The sequence below is a fragment of the Pseudomonas sp. RL_15y_Pfl2_60 genome, assembly GCF_963970595.1.
Lineage (GTDB): Bacteria > Pseudomonadota > Gammaproteobacteria > Pseudomonadales > Pseudomonadaceae > Aquipseudomonas.
Window position 1 is genome coordinate 1,024,916 of record NZ_CAXAOE010000001.1, and the last position, 17,594, is coordinate 1,042,509.

At 54.4% G+C, this 17,594-nt stretch carries 16 protein-coding genes and 3 tRNA genes; 13 read left to right on the forward strand and 6 right to left on the reverse strand.

The genetic code is table 11. The features are described 5' to 3' along the window. Positions 1-181: 181 nt before the first annotated feature. A complete protein-coding gene (locus tag AACY26_RS04845; protein ID WP_339511491.1) occupies positions 182-2,476 on the reverse strand; it encodes a DUF1631 domain-containing protein in 2,295 nt (764 codons plus the stop codon). 405 nt (positions 2,477-2,881) lie between these two features. Between AACY26_RS04845 and nadC the strand changes: the two genes are divergently transcribed. Next, on the forward strand, positions 2,882-3,730 hold the full coding sequence (gene nadC, locus AACY26_RS04850) for a carboxylating nicotinate-nucleotide diphosphorylase (protein WP_339511493.1): 849 nt from the start codon (positions 2,882-2,884) through the stop codon (positions 3,728-3,730). 165 nt (positions 3,731-3,895) lie between these two features. Here nadC and AACY26_RS04855 read toward each other — a convergent pair whose 3' ends face one another. Next, positions 3,896-4,318, reverse strand: a complete 423-nt coding sequence (locus tag AACY26_RS04855; protein ID WP_339511495.1) for a pilin — start codon at positions 4,316-4,318, stop codon at positions 3,896-3,898. Between the two features lie 221 nt (positions 4,319-4,539). On the opposite strand from AACY26_RS04855, the gene pilB reads away from it, so the two are divergent. The 5 genes from pilB (at position 4,540) to yacG (ending at position 9,231) form a co-directional block, all read left to right on the forward strand. Beyond that, complete coding sequence (gene pilB, locus AACY26_RS04860; RefSeq protein WP_339511497.1) at positions 4,540-6,243, forward strand: type IV-A pilus assembly ATPase PilB; 1,704 nt, start codon at positions 4,540-4,542, stop codon at positions 6,241-6,243. Positions 6,244-6,245: 2 nt separating this feature from the next. Continuing rightward, positions 6,246-7,463, forward strand: a complete 1,218-nt coding sequence (locus AACY26_RS04865; RefSeq protein WP_339511499.1) for a type II secretion system F family protein — start codon at positions 6,246-6,248, stop codon at positions 7,461-7,463. Between the two features lie 3 nt (positions 7,464-7,466). Next, entirely contained in the window at positions 7,467-8,339 is an 873-nt protein-coding gene (locus AACY26_RS04870; RefSeq protein ID WP_339511501.1) for a prepilin peptidase, read from the forward strand. Between the two features lie 86 nt (positions 8,340-8,425). Continuing rightward, complete coding sequence (gene coaE / locus AACY26_RS04875) at positions 8,426-9,034, forward strand: dephospho-CoA kinase (RefSeq protein WP_339511503.1); 609 nt, start codon at positions 8,426-8,428, stop codon at positions 9,032-9,034. After that, positions 9,031-9,231 (forward strand): DNA gyrase inhibitor YacG, encoded by a 201-nt coding sequence (gene yacG, locus AACY26_RS04880; protein WP_010489719.1) that lies wholly within the window; start codon positions 9,031-9,033, stop codon positions 9,229-9,231. The genes coaE and yacG overlap by 4 nt, the downstream gene beginning before the upstream one ends. A gap of 292 nt (positions 9,232-9,523) precedes the next feature. Here yacG and AACY26_RS04885 read toward each other — a convergent pair whose 3' ends face one another. Continuing rightward, the gene (locus AACY26_RS04885; RefSeq protein ID WP_339511506.1) at positions 9,524-10,219 is read right to left on the reverse strand and encodes an energy-coupling factor ABC transporter permease; all 696 of its coding nucleotides are present in this window, start codon (positions 10,217-10,219) and stop codon (positions 9,524-9,526) included. Between the two features lie 124 nt (positions 10,220-10,343). Here AACY26_RS04885 and AACY26_RS04890 point away from each other — a divergent pair, with 124 nt between their 5' ends. From AACY26_RS04890 to AACY26_RS04910, 5 genes are all read left to right on the forward strand, one after another. Then, on the forward strand, positions 10,344-10,973 hold the full coding sequence (locus AACY26_RS04890) for a DUF1780 domain-containing protein (protein WP_339511508.1): 630 nt from the start codon (positions 10,344-10,346) through the stop codon (positions 10,971-10,973). Between the two features lie 134 nt (positions 10,974-11,107). Further along, on the forward strand, positions 11,108-11,614 hold the full coding sequence (locus AACY26_RS04895) for an MOSC domain-containing protein (protein WP_339511510.1): 507 nt from the start codon (positions 11,108-11,110) through the stop codon (positions 11,612-11,614). 127 nt (positions 11,615-11,741) lie between these two features. Continuing rightward, positions 11,742-11,915, forward strand: a complete 174-nt coding sequence (locus AACY26_RS04900; protein WP_339511512.1) for a DUF3094 family protein — start codon at positions 11,742-11,744, stop codon at positions 11,913-11,915. A gap of 63 nt (positions 11,916-11,978) precedes the next feature. Then, a complete protein-coding gene (locus tag AACY26_RS04905; RefSeq protein WP_339511514.1) occupies positions 11,979-13,286 on the forward strand; it encodes an NAD(P)/FAD-dependent oxidoreductase in 1,308 nt (435 codons plus the stop codon). A gap of 212 nt (positions 13,287-13,498) precedes the next feature. After that, positions 13,499-14,029 carry an REP-associated tyrosine transposase gene (locus AACY26_RS04910; RefSeq protein WP_339511516.1) on the forward strand — a complete coding sequence of 177 codons (531 nt, stop codon included), beginning with the start codon at positions 13,499-13,501 and terminating at the stop codon, positions 14,027-14,029. A gap of 354 nt (positions 14,030-14,383) precedes the next feature. Here AACY26_RS04910 and AACY26_RS04915 read toward each other — a convergent pair. The 3 genes from AACY26_RS04915 to AACY26_RS04925 form a co-directional block, all read right to left on the reverse strand. Then, a tRNA-Lys gene (locus tag AACY26_RS04915) sits at positions 14,384-14,459 on the reverse strand. A gap of 5 nt (positions 14,460-14,464) precedes the next feature. Then, positions 14,465-14,541, reverse strand: a tRNA-Pro gene (locus AACY26_RS04920). A 12-nt stretch (positions 14,542-14,553) separates the two neighbouring features. Further along, positions 14,554-14,629, reverse strand: a tRNA-Asn gene (locus tag AACY26_RS04925). A 210-nt stretch (positions 14,630-14,839) separates the two neighbouring features. Here AACY26_RS04925 and AACY26_RS04930 point away from each other — a divergent pair. Both AACY26_RS04930 and AACY26_RS04935 read left to right on the forward strand, forming a co-directional pair. Further along, on the forward strand, positions 14,840-17,176 hold the full coding sequence (locus AACY26_RS04930) for a DUF1631 domain-containing protein (protein ID WP_339511518.1): 2,337 nt from the start codon (positions 14,840-14,842) through the stop codon (positions 17,174-17,176). A 9-nt stretch (positions 17,177-17,185) separates the two neighbouring features. Next, positions 17,186-17,518, forward strand: coding sequence for a PilZ domain-containing protein (locus AACY26_RS04935; RefSeq protein WP_339511520.1), 333 nt, complete (start codon positions 17,186-17,188; stop codon positions 17,516-17,518). The last annotated feature ends 76 nt before the right edge of the window (positions 17,519-17,594 follow it).

Below are 17,594 nucleotides of genomic sequence, written 5' to 3' on the forward strand. Positions count from 1 at the left end.
AGCAACCATGTGTCGCGCCATAAACGGCGGACAGAAAAGCGCTGTCCTCCCTACGAGATAAACACCAGCCGTAGGGTGCGACAACGCGAAGCTTGTCCACCACGACCACACAATCACCAAGACCCGGACAGCAAAACGCCCAGCACTAGGCTGGGCGTTCGTTTGAAGATCCCCTGAAAAATCAGCTGTTCTTCAAGCGGCGCAAATTACCGATGACCGACTCAAGCGCACGATCAAACAACAACGCATCATCGAGCAAACGTATGGCATTGCGCCGGAATTCGATGGCCAGAGCCATACGCGTTTTCTCCAGAACCTTCATGCCGGTACGGTTTACGAAGATGTACTTGCCTGTTGGCTTGATGATCGCCGCCAACTTGCAGCGCAGCTTGTGCTCATCGTCCTCAACAAATTCAACCCAACTGCCCACGCGCAACGCATCAACCTTGGGCAGCATCTCATCATCGTCTGGCAAGGCGACTTCCGCCTGCGGCGCCTCGGTCTCACCCGGGGCCAACAGCACGATCTCTTCGACCACTTCGACCATAGGCGCTACGTCTGGCTCATCAGCGGGCGGCACTTCCAGCAACGGCACTTCGATCCCGGCATCAAGCAACGCTTGGTTTTGCTCGCTAACCTTCTCAGCCACCGGCCCGGCCATGATCCGCTTGAAACGCTGGAATGCATGAACGTGCAGGCTCTCGAGCTGACTGAAAAACTCGCTGGTGGCAAATGGATCAAAGGCTGCACTGCTCATGCCTTCGCGTAATGCCTTGAGCAAGCCTGGTACCAATTCCAACAAGCGCAGGCGCGCTTGCGGATCATCATGGGGTTCAACGCTCCAGATCAAATCATCCATGGTCGCCAGCGCAGCATTCCACTCGTCTGACTCAACCCCATGCTTGAGGCAAGTCAAGGTCAGCACATTGCTCCAACCCTCTTGCAGCAAACGCACCACGACTTCAGGCAGCTTCTTTCCCAACAAGCGCTGATTAAGCGCCTGTTCAACCTGCTTGCGCGCCAGCTCAGAGCGGGCGCTGCCCTCTTCTGCATCACGGGTGCGCTGCTCAAGCAACTCGCTGCGGCGGCGCTCATCGACGGTAAACGCCATAAAGTCGCTGAGCAACTCGGAGAAAATCTGTGGATCATCTACAAAGTCATTGAGCAGACGCTGCACGATCTGCTCAATCTTCTGGAACAGGCTGTCGCGCTGCGCATTGTCCTGATCGCCCCAACCCAAGGAGGCGGCTGCGATTTCATTGAGCAAGCGGCGGGCCGGGTGACTGCCGCGGCTGAAAAATGTTTTGTCGAGTACCGCGACCTTGAGCATCGGAATCTGCAAGCGCGCAATCAGCGCTTTTAACGAATCCGGCAAGGTGCGGTCATCAAGGATAAATTCAAACAGCATCGACACCAGGTTGATGACGTCCTCATCGACTTCACCCACAACCCGTGTCTTACCGCTCTTGGCGCTGGCACGGCTGAGCAGTTGCTCAAGCTGATCGCGCAAATCGAACTCGGCGCTGACCTGCACTGGCGCACGCTGCTGCATATGTGACAGCAGCCGCATCAGGTCATTACTGGTAATAGGCATGGCATCGGCAGGCGCCTGACGCTGAGTGAGCGAGCCGCGAGCCTGGGATAGCAAACCCTGCAGTGCGCTGAAAACCTCTTGTACATCCTGTTCGGCAAACTCGCCAGCCACAGCCGAATGCTGCCCCGCTTCACCGGTGGTGTTGCGGTTTACAGCCTGGCCCTGCGCCGGGGCACGACGAACAGGCGCCGATTTCAACTCAGGCAGGATACCTGCTGCGACCAATTGCTGATTGGCCTCGGCATAAAGCTGATCAAGATCAGCCAGGACAAATTTTTCGAACAGCTTAAGGATGATCAGCTTGACGCGAATATCGACACCCAAGCTGGCGCAGGCGCTCAAGAAGTCAGCACACAAGGAAGCTGGCCCCAAGGGATTGCTCTTGTCATCAAGCTTGCGGCTGATCACAGCATTCAAGCGCGTAGTCAGATGGCCCAGCGCCTGGCTGTCGCGGCTGAGCACCTTGGCGACCATGGCATCTGTGGCAACTGTTTCCTCAAGCTCATCGTTCTGTACCAGTGACAAACTGTCGAACGAAACGGTGTCGAGGGTTGGCGCTTTGCCAATGGTGTATTGATTAAGGTTGGAGAAAGACTCGAAGATGGCTTGCAGAAACTCGCGTTCGACGTTCTTTCGCTTCAAGCGCAGATCACGCATGGCCTCAAAAAAGGCATTCTGCTCGCCATTGCTGGTAGCGCGATCAGCCATTTCAAACAGCGTGTCGTCAGCATTATCAAACAAGGCCTGCAAAGCCTGCTTCAGCTGCTGGGCAGCTTTGTCGCGCAACTGAATCAAGGCGGCAGGCAGCCTCACCGCAGAGGCAGCGTTGTTCTGCTCCGCAGTCAGAGGATTAAGGTGAACCACCTTAGCGTCAGTTGTCATAGTTGTCCGTCTCCTGCAGATCGCCCTCCATGGCTACTATATCTGCATGCACTCAATCGCCATCAGTGAATGTCAATCTAATGGCGTCAATAATTTTATATATGAACGCATTATAGCCATGTAGCACAACTTACCAAGCCTTCAACAGCATCAGGCATGACTCAGGTCACACATGGCCGCCCCAACTGACGAGCGGTATAGATCGCCAGCCTGTTAGGTTCTAAGAGCCTCAAATCATCAAATGATTCACTCTAAGGAGCCTCTGCCATACGCGAACGCCGGACTAATCCAGCTAACTCCGGCCGCACTCAAACTCAACCAGCCCATGCTGCAAAGAGGCATTTATAGCTGCAGAGCAGCGAAGTCTGCTTTTATAATCGCGGTTCACCGAAAATGGAGCGCACCATGCCTAACCTAATCCTCGCCGACCTAACCGCCGAAATTGAGGCCAACGTTCGCCGAGCACTGGCAGAAGACATGGGCAGCGGTGATATTACCGCCCAACTGATCCCCGCCGAACGGCTGGCCCACGCGACCGTCATCAGCCGCGATGCAGCGGTTATCTGTGGCACAGCCTGGGTGGATGCCGTTTTTCGCCAGGTTGATGACCGCGTGGCCGTGCACTGGCAAGTGGCCGACGGCGATCGCGTCGAGCCCAATCAGGCGCTATTTCATCTCGAAGGCCCGGCACGCGCCCTGCTCACCGGCGAGCGCAGCGCGCTGAACTTCCTGCAAACCCTGTCTGCCGTGGCCACCCGCTGCCAGCACTACGCTGATATGGTGCAAGGCACCCAGATCAAAATCCTCGACACACGCAAAACCCTGCCGGGCCTGCGCCTCGCCCAGAAATACGCCGTCACCTGCGGCGGTTGCCACAACCACCGCATCGGCCTGTTCGACGCCTTCCTTATTAAGGAAAACCATATCGCCGCCTGCGGCAATATCGACGCCGCCGTAAAAGCCGCACACAAGATCGCCCCCGGCAAGCCGGTGGAAGTCGAAGTAGAAAGTCTGGAAGAACTACAGCATGCATTAGACGCTGGCGCCGATATCATCATGCTCGATGAACTGTCACTGGATGACATGCGCCAAGCCGTCGCCATCACCCAAGGCAAAGCCAAACTCGAAGCCTCAGGCGGCGTCAACGAATCCACCCTAAGAGCCATCGCCGAAACAGGCGTGGACTATGTATCGATTGGCACACTGACTAAAGATGTGAAGGCGGTGGATCTTTCTATGCGGTTGGGGTTGTGATTAACATTCAATAATTCACCTAATGGAACTTGCTTCCATAAAGTTTCAATGACAAGAGCACTAACTAACATCTAAAGACAATTTAAAACAATTAAAAAAGCCTGCTAAATAAGCAGGCTTTTTTGAGGCGATTGCCTATTAAGAAATAGGCAATCTACCCATCCATTATGGCGTTGCAGCTTGCGGGCAAGTTTTAGGAGCCAAGGTAGCGTCGCCAGCACCTGTAGTAGAGCAAGTCCAGACGCCTGCAGAGGTACGTTGCCAAGTCAAAGTAGCGGACGAAACCTGCGAAGGAGCGTTTGCAACGGCGCATGCGATACTACCAGCACCAGCGGTGAATGACGCAGTCATTGCGCAGTTGCCAGTAGTAGCTTGCAAACCGATATCGCCCACTGCGGTCACTGCTTCACCATTGTTAATGCGTTCTTCAGCAGCAGTTTTACCTGCGGATATTTCAGCCAGACCAGCGGTCAGCTTAGCTTTGGACTGATAGTTACTGTAAGCAGGCAGTGCGATTGCAGCCAAGATACCAATGATCGCAACTACGATCATCAGCTCGATTAATGTAAAACCTTTTTGAGCTTTCATGTAACTCTCCTAGAAATGAATAGGCCCAACGACCTGACCGGATCAATGCATTCACTATGCCAACTTCCTAAACGCCACCAATTCCGGCCTGAAGACGACCATACAATCAAAGTGCATTCTGATTAGTGACAACATGTGACATAATTTGTCAGTCACGGAATGTCAGTTTGGTTCTGCCCTTCAACTAGGCTATAACGCAGGCATAGTTTATGGAGCCTGCAATGAATGACGTCGTCTCTCTCACTGGCCTAGCCAAGCAAATGGTCATCGCTGAACTGCTTGATGAGAAAGCAGCCCAGCAAGCTCAGCAACAAGCCACGCGCAACAAAATGTCGCTGGTCACCTACCTTGTGCAAAACAAACTGGTTAAAAGCCGGGCGCTGGCAGAGCTTGCCTCTGATCAGTTTGGCGTGTCATTCGTTGACCTCGGCTCAATTGACAAAGAAAGTCAGCCTCGCGAATTGATTAGCGAGAAACTGGTGCGTCAGCACCGCGTGATTCCCCTGTGGAAGCGCGGCAACAAGCTTTTTATTGGCGTATCCGACCCGACCAATCACCAAGCAGTCACCGATATCCAGTTCAGCACCGGCCTCAACACCGAAGCCATCCTGGTTGAAGATGACAAGCTTGGCGATGCCATCGAGAAGTTCTTCGACTCTGGCACCAGCGGCATGGAAGACCTTGCCGATGTTGACCTGGACGGGCTGGATGTTGAGGCCGTAGACGACGAACCACGCGGCGGAGATGGCGGCCAGGATGCTGACGACGCGCCGGTTGTTCGCTTTGTTAACAAGATGCTTTTAGATGCGATTAAGGGTGGCTCTTCCGACCTGCACTTTGAGCCTTACGAGAAGACCTACCGCGTACGCCTGCGTACGGACGGCATTCTGCACGAAGTGGCGCGACCGCCTATTCAGCTTGCACCAAGAATTTCCGCACGCCTTAAAGTGATGGCCTCGCTGGATATTTCCGAGCGGCGCAAACCACAGGATGGGCGCATCAAAATGCGCATCTCCAAGAGCAAATCCATCGACTTCCGGGTCAATACCTTGCCTACGCTGTGGGGCGAAAAGATTGTGATGCGGATTCTCGACCCAACCAGCGCACAAATGGGTATTGACGCCCTCGGCTATGAGGAAGATCAGAAAAACCTGTATATGACTGCCCTTAAGCAGCCACAAGGGATGATTTTAGTTACCGGCCCTACGGGCTCAGGCAAAACCGTGTCGCTATACACCGGTCTGAATATTCTTAATACGCCAGATGTAAATATTTCCACAGCGGAAGACCCGGTTGAAATCAACCTTGAAGGCATTAACCAGGTCAACGTCAATCCCAAGCAGGGTATGGACTTTACTCAGGCGTTGCGTGCCTTTCTGCGTCAAGACCCGGACATCATCATGGTCGGCGAGATCCGTGACCTCGATACCGCTTCTATCGCAGTAAAAGCCGCGCAAACTGGCCATATGGTGATGTCGACCCTGCACACCAACAGCGCCGCAGAAACCCTGACCCGCCTGCGCAATATGGGCGTGCCTTCATTTAACATCGCCACCTCGGTCAACCTGATCATCGCTCAGCGCTTGGCACGCAAACTCTGCAGCAGCTGCAAAAAAGAAATTGATGTGCCGCGTGAGACGCTTTTGGAAGAAGGTTTCCCAGAAGCAAAAATCGGCACTTTCAAGATTTTCGGCCCCGTGGGATGTGAAAATTGCAAAGGCGGTTACAAAGGTCGTGTCGGAATATATGAAGTGGTTAAAAACACGCCTAACCTGCAACGGATTATCATGGAGGAAGGCAACTCCATCGACATTTCCGCGCAGATGCGCAAAGACGGCTTCAATGATCTACGCACCTCGGCACTGGTGAAGGCGATGCAAGGCGTCACCAGCCTTGAGGAAGTCAACCGCGTAACCAAGGATTAACCATGGCGGCAAAAGCATTAAAAACCAGCGTATTCGCCTGGGAAGGTAAAGATAAGAAAGGCACAACCGTCAAAGGCGAGCTAAGTGGTCAGAACCAAGCCTTGGTCAAAGCCCAATTGCGCAAGCAAGGTATCAACCCAACCAAGGTACGCAAAAAATCTGCCTCAATCTTTAGCGCTGGCAAAAAAATCAAGCCGATGGATATCGCTTTGTTTACAAGGCAAATGGCGACCATGATGAAAGCAGGAGTTCCACTTCTGCAATCGTTCGATATTATTGCTGAGGGTGTCGACAACCCCAACATGCGCAAACTGATAGATGAAGTTAAACAAGATGTAGCAGCTGGTAATAGCTTCGCGGACTCTCTGCGCAAAAGACCTAAATACTTTGATGAGCTTTATTGCAATCTTGTCGACTCGGGCGAACAGTCGGGGGCGTTGGAAACCCTATTAGATCGTGTAGCAACGTACAAAGAAAAAACAGAAGCACTAAAAGCAAAAATCAAGAAAGCAATGAATTATCCGATTGCCGTTGTAGTAGTTGCAATGATTGTTTCTGCAATACTATTGATAAAAGTAGTACCTCAATTTGAATCTGTTTTCTCGGGCTTTGGCGCTGAACTACCTGCCTTCACACTCTTTGTGATAGCTATTTCTGAAGCACTACAGAAATGGTGGATACTTATCCTTGTCGGACTATTTTTAGCTATTCTTGCCTTCAAAGAAACCCACAAACGCTCTGAAAAGTTCAGAAACGCGCTAGACCGCTCAGTTTTAAAGCTCCCAGTTGTTGGGGACATTCTATACAAATCAGCTGTAGCTCGATTCGCACGAACACTTGCAACCACGTTTGCTGCGGGCGTTCCGCTAGTTGATGCACTTGACTCAGTTGCAGGCGCCACAGGAAATGTTGTCTTTAAAAACGCAACTAACAAAATTAAAGCAGATGTCTCAACAGGTATGCAGCTTAACTTCTCTATGCGCTCTACCAATACCTTCCCATCTATGGCCATCCAAATGACCGCTATTGGCGAGGAGTCTGGGGCACTAGACGAAATGCTCGATAAAGTTGCCAGTTTCTATGAAGAGGAAGTCGACAATATGGTCGATGGCCTTACCAGCCTGATGGAGCCTATTATCATGTCAGTCTTAGGCGTGGTAGTTGGCGGCCTAGTTATCGCCATGTACCTCCCCATCTTCCAGCTTGGTCAAGTCGTCTAGCCCATGCAAACACTCGACTTTCTGGCCAGCTCTGCGCTGGCCTTTTCTTTATGCGTGCTGGTTATCGGCTTGCTGGTTGGTAGCTTCTTGAATGTTGTGGTCTATCGCCTACCAATCATGATGCAACGCGACTGGCAGGCTCAGGCGCGTGAAGCACTGGGGTTGCCTGCCGAAGCCCCTAAACAAAGCTTCAATCTGATTCTGCCCAACTCCACATGCCCTTCGTGCAAGCATGAGATCAGACCTTGGGAGAATATCCCGGTCGTCAGTTACTTGGCTCTGCGCGGCAAATGCTCCAGCTGTAAAACCCCGATCAGCAAGCGCTACCCTTTGGTGGAATTGGCCTGCGGGGCGCTGTCATTCTTTATCGCTTGGCACTTTGGCTTTACTTGGCAAACCGGCTTGATGCTTCTGCTGACCTGGGGCTTGCTGGCAATGAGCCTGATTGATGCCGACCACCAACTGCTGCCCGATGTGCTGGTGCTGCCGCTGCTCTGGCTGGGCTTGATTGCCAACTACTTTGGGCTGTTTACCAGCCTGGGCGATGCGCTTTGGGGAGCGGTTGCCGGCTACCTGAGCCTGTGGACGGTGTTTTGGCTGTTCAAACTAATAACCGGCAAGGAAGGCATGGGTTACGGCGACTTCAAGCTGCTGGCCATGCTGGGCGCATGGGGCGGCTGGCAAATTCTGCCGCTGACTATTTTGCTGTCGTCGCTGGTTGGCGCAGTCCTTGGCGTGATTATGCTGCGCCTGCGCAATGCCGAAACCAGCACACCCATACCTTTTGGCCCTTACCTGGCTATCGCTGGCTGGATAGCGCTGATCTGGGGCGACCAGATCACCTCGAGCTACCTGCAATTTGCCGGTATGAAATAGGCCCGTGTTGGACCAGGGTCGCCAGTTGCAAGTGCTCTGCTCTACAATCTGCATTCTGTTTGATTGATTAGAGCCACTGCACGCGCATGAAACCTTGGATTTTGGGCCTCACCGGCGGTATCGGCAGCGGTAAAAGCGCGGTTGCGCAATGCTTTATCGACCTTGGCGTGCATTTGGTCGACGCCGACCAAGCAGCGCGCTGGGTGGTTGAGCCTGGCCGCCCCGCCCTCAAACAGATAACCGAGCACTTTGGCGAAGCTATCCTGCAAGCAGATGGCCAGCTTGATCGCACGGCGCTGCGCAAGCTGATTTTTCAGGATGCCGAACAGCGGCGCTGGCTCGAAGCTTTACTGCATCCGCTGATCAACCAAGAGATCATCCAGTATCTGGCGCAAGCAACCTCGCCATATGCAATCCTGGTCACACCCTTGCTGGTAGAAACTGGCCAGCACGCATTAACCCAGCGCGTATTGGTGATCGATGCACCTGAAACGCTGCAGATTGAACGCACGCTGATGCGCGACAATACTTCACTGGAACAAGTGCAGGCGATTCTTAACGCCCAGGCTACACGCCAGCAGCGCCTACAAATTGCCGATGATGTCTTGGTAAACGACCGCGACCTGATTTGGCTGCGCAGCGAAGTTGAACGCCTGCATACTTTTTACCTGACTTTACGTGGAGGCCAACCATGACCACACCCACCCTCGTCGCCTGCCCTACTTGCGCAGCGCCTGTTGAATGGGGTCCACAAAGCCCTAGTCGGCCATTTTGCTCGGAGCGCTGCAAACTGATCGACCTGGGCGCCTGGGCATCCGAGGAACACGCGATCCCCGGCAATGAACTGGAAGATGATGTGTTTTCCGAAGAAATCCCGCCGCGCACCCACTGATCAAGGGCGCATCGCGCCGATATTTCGCAAGCCATTTGGTCGACAAGCTTCGCGTTGTCGCACCCTACGGGCGATGCGTATCCCGTAGGGAGGACAGCGCCTTTCTGTCCGCCGTTTGTGCGCACAGGTGTTGGTCCGCCTGGCGATTTGTCGTGGACAAGCTTCGCGTTGTCACACCCTACGGGCAATGAGTATCCCGTAGGGAGGACAGCGCCTTTCTGTCCGCCGTTTGTGCGCACAGGTGTTGGTCTGTTTGGCGATTTGTGGTGGGCAAGCTTCGCGTTGTCGCACCCTACGAATCTGGCGGGCGTTTGTCGTTTTTCCAGGGTGCCGACAAATAGCGGCTGCGGTTGAAGGTTTCCAGCCAGTCTGGGTAAAACACCACCAACGCACTCACCACCAAGCCGTTGATAAAGGCCTCGGGGAATATCACCAGCCACAAATAGCCGACGTAGTCTTCGATCCAGGGCGGCATCTCGAACACGCCATCCAGCCACAACAGGCCGAATGCCGAGAGTATGACCAGCAAGGTCGCCAGCGCCGCCGGAAAAAAGCCGCAAAAGAAGATATACACGAACAAGTTTTCCGGCTGCTCACGCTCGACACGTAGCGCACACAACTCCGTCACCAGCACCGGCAACGCCACCAACAACACGCCGTTTACACCAAGTGCCGAAAAGTCCTGCAGCCCCAGCGCCAGCAACCCAAGTTGTGCCAGCAGGCCTACCAGCACCGCCAGCGGCCAGTCGAGGAGCAAGGTTACAGCGGTCATGCCGATAAAGTGATAAGACAGGCCCGACTCGAAATCACGCCGCACCAGCCATAACAAAAACAACGCCATAGCCGTTGCAAACACCAGGTGCTGACGGCGCAGGTCGCTGATCAGCGCCACCCAAGGCGCACGAAAAACAGCCCAGATCACGACAGGCGCATACAGTAGCCAACCAGCCAGCGCGCTAGTGGTCGTGAGTAACTCAGCACCAATCATCTCGCCACACCTCAACTACAAACAGGTAGGCAGCAGTCTACACCCCTGACTAATCACCCTGAATCCCTGCCTGATCGTCGTCCGGGCATATCCATTTACCAAGCGACGCAGCTAAGCTAAACAAATGGATGACTCTGATTACCTGCGCCTGCTCACAGATCACGCCGAGCAAGCCAATGCATTTCTATCGAATGCGCGCAAATGGGAACGCGAGCGCTGGGTATGCCAGCGGCTGCTGCAGGCGTTCAACCTGCGCCACCGGCTTGAAGAGTTCATTGCGCCCGGCAATGAGCCGCCTGACGTATTGTTTCGCGATGCCAATTTCGAGGTGTTCTTTGTGCTCGACGAAGGCCGCCGCCTGAATGATGAATGGCGCGCCGAACTCGAACGCCGTCGCCGTGCGTTTTCCTTGAGTCAGCTTGTGCGACGCGAGGCAAAACCCAAGCGCATCCCCGCCAAGGATATGCTCGCCCGCCTGGCACCGACACTGAGCAAAAAAGCCCATAACTACCGGGAGCGCGATATTGATCTTGGTGAATTGGATTTGCTTGCTTACATCAATCTCAAGCGCTCGGTGCTGGACTTCAACAGCCACTTCCCTCCGCCCACCGAGTTCCTGCGCCAAGGCTGGCGCTCGCTTTCAGTGGTTGCTCCGACCTTCGCCCGAGTAATTTTTGCTCACGCCGATGCCCCCGATTTTTTACGCAATAATCTTGGTCGCAGCGTCATTTTCGACGCAGGCATGAGCCTGTAAACGTAATATCTGCCAATAATCGCAGTCATTAAAGCGCGGATAAAATACCCTCACCCGCCCAAACGAAGCGATCCCCGTAGGGTGCGACAACGCGAAGCTTGTCCACCATGAACAAATCAAACTCGGACCATTCAATGAGCCCGCTCAAAGCATTACTCGCAGCAGTTCCGCAACAGGGTCAGGTACGCTGGATTGGTGTACGCCCCGCATCGCGCGCGCCAATGATCGAACTGGATGCCGTGGAAGCGCGACGCGATGAAGGACTGACCGGCGATCACAGCCGCCCTGGCCCGCGCAATGCACGCCAAGTCACTTTTATTCAGTGGGAACACCTCGCAGTCGTCAGCGCACTATTGAGCCGCGACGCTGACAACCTGATTCGCCTCGAAGACTTGCGGCGCAATATCGCGATCAGCGGTATCAACCTATTCAGTCTCAAGGGCCGACGCTTCAGAATCGGGCAAGCCGTGTTCGAAACAACCGGCTGGTGCCAACCCTGTGCACGCCTGGAAGAACGCCTTGGGTTAGGCACATTCCAGGCGATGAGAGGTCACGGCGGCATTACCGCCAGAGTCCTGCACAGTGGCATCATTCGTTGCGGCGACAGCTTAATTGTCGAGCCACTGACAGATACAGACTAGGAAGCGATCGTTGATCAATCACGCCTTATCCTGCTAATTGCGCTAGGCTTGGATGCACAAGAGCCTGTAAGCAGTTGGGAAGTTTTCTATAATCAGGCCAATGATGCACTCGACCATCGAGGTTTCCATGACCAGCCGCCTTAAGCCTATCGACCAACAACGTGTTGATCAGTATCTAAGCGCTCCACAGCACCAAGTCGAGCGCCAACCTTTTAAGGTCTGGCGCCTGTTATTGATAGTGCTCGGTATCGTCATCGTCCTTGGGTTACTCAGCCGATTTCTTGGGAGTTTGGTGCTATGAGCTGCTTAGCGCTTGCCCTCTCGCCCCATCGTTTTTCTATTCAAAGCCTTGCGAGTCTATTAAATGAGCCATCAAATCGTGATCGTCGGTGGTGGCGCCGGCGGCTTGGAGCTTGCTACCCGCCTGGGTAAATCCCTGGGCAAACGCGGCAAAGCCAAAATCACCCTTGTCGACGCCAATCTCACCCATATCTGGAAGCCATTGCTGCACGAAGTGGCAGCAGGCTCACTCAACTCATCAGGCGACGAGCTGAATTATGTCGCCCAGGCAAAATGGAATCATTTTGAGTTTCAACTCGGGCGCATGTCCGGACTGGATCGCAACAACAAGCGGATCAGCCTAGACGCGACCTTGGATGAGCACGGCCAAGTTCTGGTGCCGGAACGCGACCTGCACTACGACAGCCTGGTTATCGCCGTGGGCAGTACAACCAATGATTTCGGCACACCTGGCGCTGCGCAACATTGCCTATTCCTCGACACCCGTGAGCAAGCAGAGCGCTTTCATAACCAACTGCTGAATCATTACCTGCGCGCCCATGCCAGCCAGAGTGAAAACATCGAGCAAATCAGCGTGGCGATTGTGGGTGCCGGCGCCACCGGTGTTGAGCTGGCGGCCGAGCTCCACCACGCCGCACACGAACTGGCCGCTTATGGCCTTAACCGTATCCTGCCTGAAAACATGCGCATCACCTTGATTGAAGCTGGGCCACGAGTGCTTCCCGCCCTACCTGAGCGCATCAGCCAGCCGGTACATAAGACCCTGGAAAAACTCGGGGTCAAGGTACTGACCAACTCAGCGGTTAGCGAAGTCACCGCCGATGGACTGGTTACCGCGAATGGCGAAACCATCACTGCCAGCCTGAAAATCTGGGCGGCAGGCATTCGTGCACCCGCATTTCTAAAAGATATCGCCGGCCTGGAGACCAATCGCATCAACCAACTGGTGGTGCGCCCGACACTGCAAACCACGCAAGATAACGACATTTTCGCCTTTGGCGACTGCGCCGCCTGCCCACAACCCGGCGCAGAAGGCCGCAACGTACCACCACGCGCTCAAGCCGCACACCAACAGGCATCACTGCTGGCGAAAACCTTGAAAATGCGCGTGCTAGGCTCCGACAAAGAGCTCCCCGTATATCTGTATCGTGATTACGGCTCACTGATTTCGCTGTCGAGTTTTTCTGCCGTGGGTAACTTGATGGGCAACCTGACCGGCAGCGTGATGCTCGAAGGCTGGCTGGCACGGATGTTTTATGTGTCGCTCTATCGCATGCACCAAATGGCGCTGTACGGTTTCTTCCGCACTGCGCTCTTGATGCTAAGCGACAGAATCGGCCGCAGCACAGAGCCACGGCTCAAGCTTCATTAAACGCCCGTCATATCACCCGTAGGGTGTGACAACGCGAAGCTTGTCCACCAGAAATCACCAAGCAACCATGCTCCGTGCCGCATGCGGCGGACAGAAAAGCGCTGTCCGCCCTACGGAGCATCGAAATGCACACTCCAACCGAACGCCAGGGTGAACAACGCAAAGCTTGTCCACCATTGTTTAGGCACCTAACCACTCAAGGTTGAGTTGCCGTGCCTAATTACCGCCGCGCCTGTGTTCGGGGTGCTACTTATTTCTTTACCGTTAACCTGCATGATCGAAAAAGCGATCTGCTGATCCGTGAAGTCGATTTATTGCGCGATACAGTCCGCGCAACAAGGGCTCGTCACCCATTCCATATCGATGCTTGGGTGGTATTACCCGAACACATGCACTGCATGTGGACACTGCCACCGAACGACAACGAGTTTGCCCTTCGCTGGAAAGTCATTAAACGAGCCTTCAGCAAACGCCTACCTCCAACCGAACCACTAACAGCCAACCAACTTCACCGCAGAGAGCGCGGCGTCTGGCAACGCCGTTATTGGGAGCACTTGATTCGCGACCCGAGGGACTACCAACTGCATTTCGATTACATTCACTACAACCCAGTGAAGCATAACCATGTTCAAAGGCTGGCTGACTGGCCTTATTCGAGCTTTCACCGATCAGTTGCAATGTGGGTTTACCCCGAAGACTGGTGCGCGGGCCCTGCGCATGAGCAGGGTAATTTCGGAGAGTAATATTAGACGAGGCTTATCCAGTGATTTGAGGTAATTTACCCAGCTATCAACAACCGCAAATGGCGGACAGAAAAGCGCTGTCCTCCCTACGGGACAAACACCATCCGTAGGGTGTGACAACGCGAAGCTTGTCCACCAGAAGTCGCCAGACAGACCAACACCTGTGCGCACAAATGGTGGACACAAAAGCGCTGTGCGGCCCTACAAGACACGTATCACCCCCGTTGGGTTTGCTCCAGGCTCGCCGGTGAATTTTGGGCATAAAAAAAGCGCCTTATCGGCGCTTTCTTTACTGGATCAGAGTGAATGACTCTGCTCCTAAGATTCAACTCTTATCAACAGCAAGAGCGAAAATGGTGGGTCGTGTGGGATTCGAACCTACGACCAATTGGTTAAAAGCCAACTGCTCTACCAACTGAGCTAACGACCCAAAAATGGTCGGGGTAGGGGGATTCGAACTCCCGACATCCTGCTCCCAAAGCAGGCGCGCTACCGGACTGCGCTATACCCCGATATTGAAAGTTTGGCTCCGCGACCAGGACTCGAACCTGGGACCCAATGATTAACAGTCATTTGCTCTACCGACTGAGCTATCGCGGAACTACATACCTTCAAGCCTCAAATATGTGTCTGGACTTAAGTCCTTTCCCGTATCTGAGGCGCGCCATTTTACGGTTTACGGCCGTACTGTCAACCCCCTTTTTTGCTTTTATGACAATGCTTTGCACGGCGCCCAGCGCCTGCTATATCTTCTATTAATAAAGCCGGCGCTGGATGCAAAGGCTGGAAGCACTTTTGCTAGGAAAGTACATGAGCAACCCAGGCCCACCGAACGTTCCCCCAATCTCTGGACGCACACTTGCCAGCCGCGGCATTCAACCGCGCTTCGGCGGGCTGGTACAGCATTGCAGGCAATTAGTGATGAACCGGCTGGCGGAACACCTAACCGGTGTATTTGGCCAGGTAGACGACACGCTATTTGAGTGTGCTGAAAAGGCTGAAAACAATCAGGTGCAAACGCTGTTTTTTGACAATATGCGCGAGATCCGCAAGCAGCGGCCGCAAATCGAGCGTATGTACCACCAGAAAATAGCGCACAACTTCTCTGACTTTCTTGAAGGCAAGCTCAAGCCCGTCGACGCGGTCAGCGAGATTAAGGCAGATGCGCTTAGCCTGATCCAAAACGAGGAATATGAAGAAAGCCTGCAAGTGACCAATATGGTAAGCCGGGTCAAAGCTCGCTGCGCTCAGCCGCTATTTGCCCTGGAACAGCGGCTTGCATTGCTCAATAACGGCGTAAAGCTGGTGGAGGACAATAATCCGTTCGGGCCCCAGATGATTGCCATGGCCTTTCGTGAAGCCCTGCACCCCTGCCCTTTTCCACTGCGCATCAAGGTCATCCTCTACACCTTATTCGACCAGCATGTGATGAGCAGCCTCGACAACCTATATGACGGGCTCAACCAGCGCCTGATTGACGGCGGCATCCTGCCCAACCTGAAATACACAGCGCCGCGCAACAGCAATCCAGCCAGCAAACCGGCACAAGAGCAAAGCTCGCCCGAACAACCCCGAAACAGAGAGCAGCCAGGCACTGGCTGGAGCATGTCGAGCGCAGAACACGGCTACGCGCCACCTCCCGCGGCGGATGCACCGCTACCCAGCGATCCCACGGCACTGCTTAACAGCCTGGCTTCATTGCTCAATGAACATCGACGACGCGCTCCGAATACGCCTCTGCAAGGCAATACACGCAGCATCAGCAGTTTTGCCCCGGCCGAGGCCACCCGGACCTACAGCGCGAACGAGCTGCTTGACGCCTTGAACAGGATGCAACGTCAATCAGCGGATGACTTTGCCCAGCGTCTGCATCAGCCGCAACAGGTCGATGGCTTGAAAGCCGACTTGCAAAGCCAGCTTGAAGAACACAGCGAACTGCCAGGACAGCAAAAAGTCTCGGATCAAGAAGCCGACATTATCGACTTGGTCGGCATGCTGTTTGATTTCATCCTTGATGACGACAACCTCCCTGATAACTGCAAAACCGCACTGTCCCACCTGCATACGCCTTACCTTAAAGTCGCACTGCTTGATAAAGCGCTGTTCACCCAACATCACCACCCGGCTCGCAAGCTGCTCAACAGCATGGCGCAAGCTGGCGTGCTCTATGGCACAGAAGGTGACGAGCGTGGCCTGCTGGCCAAAATGCATTGGGTTGTCGAGCGTGTCATCCATGGTTTCAGCGGTGATCTAGAGCTATTCGATAGCCTGCTCGAGGAATTCAATGAGTTTGCCGCCACCCTCAAGCACAAAGTGGATTTGCGCGAACGCCGCGCAGTAGAAGCCGCCAAGGGCCGCGACAAACTACTCGGCGCCCGCCAGCAAGCCATTGAGGTGATCAATGCGTCGCTGAGCAATCGCCAGCCACCGGCAATCATTCGCAACTTTCTTGAGCTCACCTGGGCCGATGTATTGGTCTTTGTACTCCTGCGCCACGGCGACACAAGCGCGGAATGGCTGCGCTCCTGCGAGATTGCCGAACAACTGGCTTGGAGCGGCACACTGCTTGATGAAGCAGGCGCCAGCCACCTGCAAAACATACGCGTTCCTTTACTTGAGGACTTGAGCAAAGGGTTGCAACTGCTCGGCGGTTATCACGAGGACGGTATCCGCCGCCTGCTCCAAGACCTGGTCACCTGCCAGCATGCTGTGCAGGCCAACCAGCCCCAGGTCGCCGCCAAGCTCAGCCCCCAGCTACCGGAAAGCCAGCTGGGCGCCATGCTTGGAGAGGATGCGGCGTTGGCCAACCAGGTGCCATCCATTTCCGGGCTGTCACCACGGGCTCAAGCCATCGCCAAGGAGCTCAGCCAGATCGACTTTGACACCTGGTTTGAATTTTTCAGCAACGGGCAGACACAGCGCCTCAAGCTTTCGTGGTTTAGTCCGACAACCCGTAACTACATGTTTGTTGATCACAGCGGCCAGCGCGTTGCGATCAAACCTTTAGCGACTCTCGCCACAGAAATGGAGCAAGGACTCGCCAGGGTCATTCCAGCAGAGCGCAACGTGCCCTTGGTCGATCGGGCCCTGTCTTCAATTTATCGTGTGCTGCAGCGCTTTACAGGGCGTGCAGCCGAAACAACCTAAGGAGCTCACATGGAGGATCGTCGTCAGCACAACCGGCTAAATACCGAATTGCAGCTGGAAGTCTTCGACTTACATTCAGGACAACGCCTGGGCCGAGTTGTAGACCTTTCCAGCGAAGGGTTCATGCTGTTTAGCGATACACCGCTGGCGGTCGATGCGCTTATTGAGTGCCGGATTGTCAGCGAGCAATTGATTGAGGGTATCGGAGAAGCGCAGCTGGGTGCGGATTGCCTGTGGAGCCGCCCTGGCGCAGACGGCCAGCATAGCTGGGCCGGTTTTCATATCATTGATATCGCCGACGATCAGGCGGTATTGCTCGAAACCCTGCTCAAGCACCTATAAATCACGCCATGCCACATGTGGCGGACAGAAAGGCGCTGTCCTCCCTACGGAATACGCATCACCCGTAGGGTGCGAC